Origin of the sequence: Candidatus Protofrankia californiensis, from assembly GCF_900634765.1 — a bacterium.
Classification (GTDB): Bacteria; Actinomycetota; Actinomycetes; order Frankiales; family Frankiaceae; genus Protofrankia; species Protofrankia californiensis.
This window is the reverse complement of the sequence record NZ_CAAAFT010000095.1, coordinates 32,332-39,189: the sequence shown is the minus strand read 5'-3', so window position 1 is coordinate 39,189 and position 6,858 is coordinate 32,332. Positions and strand designations below refer to the sequence as shown.

General features: G+C 66.8%; 5 protein-coding genes. 2 read left to right on the top strand and 3 right to left on the bottom strand.

All coding sequences use genetic code 11. From position 1 onward, the window contains the following. A partial coding sequence (locus DD1DGNOD_RS05780) for an NAD(P)H-quinone dehydrogenase (protein WP_131769619.1) occupies window positions 1-1,259 on the bottom strand: 1,259 nt, incomplete at its 3' end. A 519-nt stretch (window positions 1,260-1,778) separates the two neighbouring features. Here DD1DGNOD_RS05780 and DD1DGNOD_RS05775 point away from each other — a divergent pair. After that, on the top strand, window positions 1,779-2,219 hold the full coding sequence (locus tag DD1DGNOD_RS05775; RefSeq protein WP_131765576.1) for a gamma-glutamylcyclotransferase: 441 nt from the start codon (window positions 1,779-1,781) through the stop codon (window positions 2,217-2,219). 150 nt (window positions 2,220-2,369) lie between these two features. Here the strand turns inward: DD1DGNOD_RS05775 and DD1DGNOD_RS05770 are convergent, their stop codons facing one another. Then, the gene (locus DD1DGNOD_RS05770) at window positions 2,370-2,897 is read right to left on the bottom strand and encodes a MarR family winged helix-turn-helix transcriptional regulator (RefSeq protein ID WP_131769612.1); all 528 of its coding nucleotides are present in this window, start codon (window positions 2,895-2,897) and stop codon (window positions 2,370-2,372) included. A gap of 96 nt (window positions 2,898-2,993) precedes the next feature. On the opposite strand from DD1DGNOD_RS05770, the gene DD1DGNOD_RS05765 reads away from it, so the two are divergent. Beyond that, entirely contained in the window at window positions 2,994-5,153 is a 2,160-nt protein-coding gene (locus DD1DGNOD_RS05765; protein ID WP_131769611.1) for an MMPL family transporter, read from the top strand. Between the two features lie 146 nt (window positions 5,154-5,299). Here the strand turns inward: DD1DGNOD_RS05765 and DD1DGNOD_RS05760 are convergent, their stop codons facing one another. Continuing rightward, on the bottom strand, window positions 5,300-6,505 hold the full coding sequence (locus DD1DGNOD_RS05760) for an amidohydrolase (protein ID WP_131765573.1): 1,206 nt from the start codon (window positions 6,503-6,505) through the stop codon (window positions 5,300-5,302). Window positions 6,506-6,858 lie beyond the last annotated feature (353 nt).

Sequence of the window (6,858 nt, the reverse complement as noted above, 5' to 3'; positions counted from 1 at the left end):
ACGCTGCCGCTACCGGGTCTGCAGAACAGCTTCACGAAGCCGTCGGTGATGCCCTGCATCTTCGCGCGCGGGTTGCGCGCCAGCGGAAGGATCGTCGTCTGAGCGGCCACCACACCCGACTCGATCATTTTCTGCGAGATGCCGACCGTCGCGATCTCCGGCTCGGTGAAGATGTTGGACGACACGGTGCCCAGCCGCAGCGGCGTAACCGCCTCGCCGAGCGCGTGCCACATGGCGATCCGGCCCTGCATGGCGGCGACCGACGCCAGCGGCAGCACGCCGGTGCAGTCACCGGCGGCGTACACCCCCGGCACCGATGTTCTCGACATCCGATCGACCTCGATATGGCCGGTGGCATTACGCCGTATCCCGACCTCGGCGAGCCCAATGTCCGACGTCCGCGGCACCGACCCGACCGCCATCAGGACGTGGCTGCCTGTGATGGTCCGGCCATCCGCGAGATCGACCTCGACGCCGTCGTCGACCCGGCGGGCGGCCTCGGCCCGAGCCCGGCCCAGCACGGTCACTCCTCTGCGCTGGAACACCTCCTCGAGCACCCGGGCCGCGTCGGGGTCCTCCCCGGGCAGCACCCGGTCCCGGGAGGAGACAAGCGTCACGTTCGCGCCGAGCGCCTGGTAGGCGCTGGCGAACTCGGCGCCGGTGACACCGGAGCCGACGACAATCAGATGCTCGGGCAGTTTCCTCAGGTCGTAGAGATGGCGCCAGGTGAGAATTCTCTCGCCGTCCGGTACGACAGTCGGCAGGATTCTCGGTGACGCCCCGGTCGCGATCAGGATGATGTCGCCGAAGAATGCCTCGCCGGAGTCGACCTCGACAGCGTGCGGACCGACCAGCCGGCCGCGGGCGTGCACGACCCGGACGGCCTCCTTCTCCAGCCGGGTCTCGATGTCGCGGGACTGCGCCGCGGCGAGCCCACGCACCCGGGCGTGAACCCGCTCGATGTCCACGCCGACACCAGGAGGTAGCCCCGGACCAGGCACTGCTCCGGCATCCCAGCCCTCCTCCGGCAGGACGCACTCGCCGTCACGCAGCCGGACTCCGAGGGACGGCGCTGCCGCGAGGTCCGTCATCGCGGCCGATGTCGCGATCAACGTCTTGGACGGGACACAGTCGGTGAGGACGCATGCACCGCCCACTCCGTCTGAATCGATGAGCGTGACGAACGCCCCGAGCTCGGCCCCGACAAGAGCCGCCTCATACCCGCCGGGCCCTCCTCCGAGAATGACGATTCGCGGCACCTGCGCGCTCCCTCCGGTGGCCGGGATTCTCACCAGCTATCTTGCCTTGTCCAATGTGTGAGCAACCATCGCCTGAACAGTCACCCTGCCGCAGTCCGCGAGCACACTCCCACCCGGGCCGGCATCGGGTGGGCCGGGATGCCGATGGTCGGGGTCTAGACTGTCTTTCGCGTAGCTGTCGAACACCGACGATCGGATCTGTGAAGTCCCGCCGGAGACCCGCTTGCTGTTGCGGCGTGGTTGCGGTGCGTGGCGTCGCACGAAGCCGGATCCACGGACGTCGCGATCAGGGTCCACAGCCGCCCGTGCAACCGCGGTCGGATCGACCGCGGCACATGGGACGGGCGGGCAGGTACGCGGTCCGGAGCCGGCCGGAAACGGTCGAGGGTTCCCCGTGCGGCGCATCCGCGGCGGCGGGGCAGGAAGTGGGTACGGGTAGGCGCCAGTGAAGATCCTCCAGGCAGTTCTTTGCCGCTGCCGTGACGACCGCGGCACACAGGCCGGTGAAGGGCACACACGATGACCTTGTACGCTGCCTACGGCAGCAATCTCGACCCGGCCCAGATGAAGGAACGCGCGCCCCACGCCCCGGTCATCGGGACCGGTTGGATCCACGGGTGGCGGCTCACCTTCGGCGGCGAGGACGTCGGTTGGGAAGGCGCGCTGGCCACCATCGTCGAGTCGCCCGGATCCCACGTGTATGTGATGCTCTACGACGTCGCCGGGCGTGACCTGAAGCAACTCGACGTCTGGGAAGGGGTGGATGCCGGCCTCTACACCCGCATCCGCGTACGGATATCCACTCTGGACGGCGAGGCGCTTGCCTGGACGTACGTGCTGGACGCCTACGAGGGCGGGCTGCCGTCCAAACGGTACGTCGCCATCATGGCTGACGCGGCGGAACGGGCCGGCGCCCCGGCCGACTACGTGGCCGATCTGCGCAACCGTCCCACCGCATAGTTCCCCACCGCCGCGCCCCGGCGGTACACGCGGTACACCGCAGCCTGCCTCCGGGCTGCCGTCGCGGGAACAGCTGTGGACGCAACCGGCCGGCCCGCCGGGCAAATGTAAGATCCAAAGCAGGATCAAGCGCAGGCTCCAGAGCAGAATTTAGTTACTCTCGGTACCTGCGGGTGAGCAGCCAAACCCTCGGGGCTGGACGGACTGCCCCCTTGCAGCCAGCTCGTCTCCCAACAGCCCGAGGATCCGGACGAGATCAGCCTGGTCCTGCTCGGACAGCACGTCGAACAGCGCCGATGCCCGCTCGACGTGCTCCTGACCGACACGGTCCACCACCTGCTCACCCTTGCTGGTCAAGGTGATGAGTATCGCCCGACGGTCACGCGGGTGCCGGGTACGGCGCACAAGGCCCTCGTGTTCGAGAGTGTCCACGAGCCCCGTCACGGCCCTGGCTGTGGTGCCGAGGTCCTGAACAAGATCACGCATGATGGGCGGATGCGGGTGGTGCCTCAGCGCCGACAGCAGCCGGACACCGGCCGGACTGAGACCACCCAGCCCCACGGATGCGTGCAGGTACCTCACCCAGGCGGGACCAAAACGGGCAAATGCGTAGAAAACCTGCTCTCGCAAGGAGGGCGCGACCCCACGATCAGCATTTACCGCAGGCATGTCACCCATTGGACAAACCCTTACTGGGTTCACAATCAGCAGTGGTACCGTTGCCGAGGTCAGTATGCAAGAGCACAGATCATCTTAACGAGTGGGGAGACGCCGATGTCGGCGCTCGCGCGCTGGTGCCTCCGGCACCGCCGGCTTGTGATCTCTTTCTGGATCGTCGCCTTCCTGGCAGGAGGCGCCACAGCCGGCACCACAGCCGGCCGGCTGACCTTCGACTTCTCATTGCCCGGCCAGCCCGGTCACGAGACCGCGAAGAAGATTCTCGCTACCTATAACACCGAGGCACAGGGCGCTCCGATCATCCTGACGCTGTCCGCGGAACCCGGCAGGGCGGTCAGCGACCAACAGGCAGCCGACACCTTCGCGGCGGTCGAGCGGGATGTACACGGAAGCCGGATCATCGGGAAAGCGGAGACCGGAGACAATGTCTTCGTCACCGCTGACGGTCGCGCCCAGTTCGCCTACGCCTTCTATCCACCGCTCACGAACTTCGAGGTCACGATCACGAGTGATCTCAAGGAGGCGCTCGCCGCGCACGCGCCTGCGGGAGTCACCGGCAGGGTTACCGGTATCGACGAACTATCGGTCAACGGCGCCGAGAACGGCGGGCCCGGAGTGCTGGCCGAGACCCTTCTCGCGGGACTCGGTGCGCTCGCCGTCCTCGCCTTCGTGTTCGCGTCCCTGCTTGCACTGCTACCGTTGTTCGTCGCGGCCGTGGCGATCACGTCGACCTTCCTGATCCTGCTCGGTCTGACCGTCTTCGCCGACGTCTCGTTCCTGGTGCAGTTCCTCGTCTCCCTAATCGGCCTCGGCGTGGCCATCGACTACTCACTACTGATCGTGACCCGGTGGCGGGAGGAACGTGCTCACGGCCGGGAGAATCACGACGCTGTCGTGGCCGCGATGGAGTCAGCCGGCCACGCCGTCGTGTTCAGCGGTCTCACCGTGGCGATCGGCCTGGTCGCTCTGGTCGTCATCCCGGTGCCCTTCCTACGCTCCATCGGCTACGGCGGGATGCTCATCCCGCTGGTCAGCGTAGCGGTCACGACCACTCTGCTACCCGCCCTGCTAGGTGGCATCGGCCCCCGGGTCGACTGGCCGCGTATCCGGCACGAAGGCCACGCGAGCCGGTTCTGGACCAGATGGGCGTCGCTGGTGGTGCGTCACCGCTGGATCAGTGCTGGTGTCGGTGTCGCCATCCTCACCGCCCTGATCATTCCGTTCTTCGGGATCCAGATCGGCACGGCGCAGTCCGGATCACTGGCGAAGACCGGCCCCGCCTACGAGGCATTGAAAGTCCTCGAGAACGGCGGTGCGCCAAAGGGCATCCTCACCCCGGCCGAGATACTCGTCGAGTCGTCTGCGGCAGGTGACGTCGTACAACGCATCCGTGCTGTGGACGGCGTGGCCACCGCAACGACTGCGAATGGTCCCGAATCGAATCGGTCCGGCACCTCTCTGATCATCGCCGTGCCGGACCGGGAAACCTCGGGCGGAAGCAGCGTCGACCCGATCCGGAACATGCGTTCCGTACTGGACGATGCGCCTGGCGCCATTGGCCTCGCCGGTATCGGCGCGCTGCAGCTGGACTACCTCGACGGCGTCTACGGCGTGTTCCCGCTGGCCCTCGGCCTGATCGTGCTCGTCACCTACATCCTGTTGGTACGGGCGTTCCGTTCGCTGCTGCTGCCGCTCAAAGCGGTCCTGTTCAACATCCTGTCCCTGGGAGCGACGTTCGGCGGGGTTGTACTGTTCTGGCAGAATGGCTACGGATCCGAGCAGGTCTACGGCATCGAGGCCACCGGAGCGATCACTTTCTGGCTGCCCATAATGGTCTTCGCGTTCCTGTTCGGCCTGTCCATGGACTACGAGGTGTTCATCCTCGCGCGCATCCGTGAGGAGTACGACGCCCGCGGCGACACCGACGCGGCCGTCATCGAAGGGGTCGGCCGCACCGGACGGCTGGTCACCTCGGCCGCCCTGATCCTGTTCCTGTCCTTCCTGTCACTGTCGAGCGGACCGCAGACCGACCTCAAACTGTTCGCGACAGCCCTCGGATTCGGCATCCTGCTGGACGCGACGATCGTCCGGATGCTCCTGGTGCCGGCCCTAGTTTCGCTGTTCGGCGACTGGAACTGGTATCTGCCGGACTGGGCCGCGAAGCTGCTGCGGATCGAGAAGTCGCACCCGCAGCCAGCTGTTCCGGAACCCCGCTCCCAGCCCGAGCCGAGCGTCGAAATCCCCAGCTCCAGGTAGACCGCGCTTGTGAAAGAAGCAGGGCCGGTGCGACGGTGTTCCCGCCGCACCGGCCCTGTGTACGTCCTGCGCCTGTTCCTCAGTCTGCTCGGCAACCGCGAAAGGTTATTCGCCGGGCTTGGCCTTACCAGTCATTCCCCGGCCAGTCATTCGCCGGCCTCGGCCTCACCGGCCGCCGACACCAGATCGACCGCGGTGGTCGCCAGCAGCCGGACACCAAGACCGATAGCCCGCTCGTCCACGTCGAACCGACCCTGATGAAGATCATAAACGGGGCCGCCGGGACTGCGGGTGCCCAACCGCGCGAGCGCTCCCGGCACCCGCTGGAGGTACCAGGCGAAGTCCTCACCGCCCAGGGACTGGCCCGTGGGGGCGACGGCATCCTCACCGATCGCCGTCACGGTCGCCCGGCGAAGCGCCTCCGTAGTGCTCACGGAGTTGAGTACCGGAGGTACGTCCTGGCGGTGCTCGATCGTCGCAGTGGCGCCGAACGGCGCCACGATCTGCGAGACCAGCCGTTCGACCATCGCCGGTGCCTGTTTCCACAGTTCTTCGTCGAGCAGCCGCAACGTGCCCCGTAGGAGACCGCTGCGGGGAATTGCGTTCGGGACGCTTCCCGCCTCGATCTGCCCCCAGACCAGGCATGCCGCCGCACGGGGATCGACCGTTCGCGACAGCGCCGCGGGCAGCCCGGTCACGACCTGCGCCAACGCGTACACCAGATCCACGGTGTTCTGTGGACGCGAGGTATGTCCACCAGGACCCTGCAGCCGGACTTCGATGTAGTCCGTCGCGGCCGTGATCGGACCGCTGCGGATGCCGACGCGCCCGACCTCGAGCGCCGGGTCGCAGTGGACGGCTGTCGCCGCGGTCACCGAATCCAGCACACCCTCACGAATCAGATCGAGCGCGCCACCGGGCATGACCTCCTCGGCCGGCTGGAACACCAGTCGGACGGTGCCGGGCAACGAATGGCGCTCGTCGAACGCCGCAAGTGCCATGCCCACCCCGAGCACGATCGCGGTGTGGACGTCGTGCCCGCAGGCATGGCTCACTCCTGACACACAGGAGGAGTAAGGGAGATCTTTTTCGTCCCGGATCGGTAACGCGTCGATGTCCGCGCGGACCATGACAACGGGGCCGGAACCTGTACCGACATCGCACCACAGGCCGGTACCCGAGGACATCACCCGTGGCTTCAGACCAGAACCGTTGAGCGACTCCGCGATCAGTTCGGTCGTCCTCAACTCCTGCCAGGACAACTCGGGATGCGCGTGGATGTCACGACGGACATCAACAAGATCTTTTTCATTGTCTTCCAGCCAGGCTGCGACGAAGTTCTCAACCTTCACCGCGCAGCCACCTGCCCCGCGCCCCCACCTTGACTCACGAGCCCTCGACACCGAAAAGCCACGGCCCCCTGCAAGTCAAACCCCCACTCTCCTGGCGTCAGAGAACTACTGAATGTTACTGCGTGACGAGACGCGCGCGGCGACCCGGCAACCGGAACGACGCGGCAACCGGGGCGCAGCAGACGCCGAGATGCCATCGCCGGATTCCCGACAGATCGGCTCACAGCCCACGAGGAACGCCGAGAGCCGCAGCGCAAAGTCGCACCGCCGCGGGCAGGAGCACCATCGCTCGCCACCTGTCAACCACGGTACCCGCCCCCGTTACCCCTGGCGTAAATATTCGGTCAACCCGT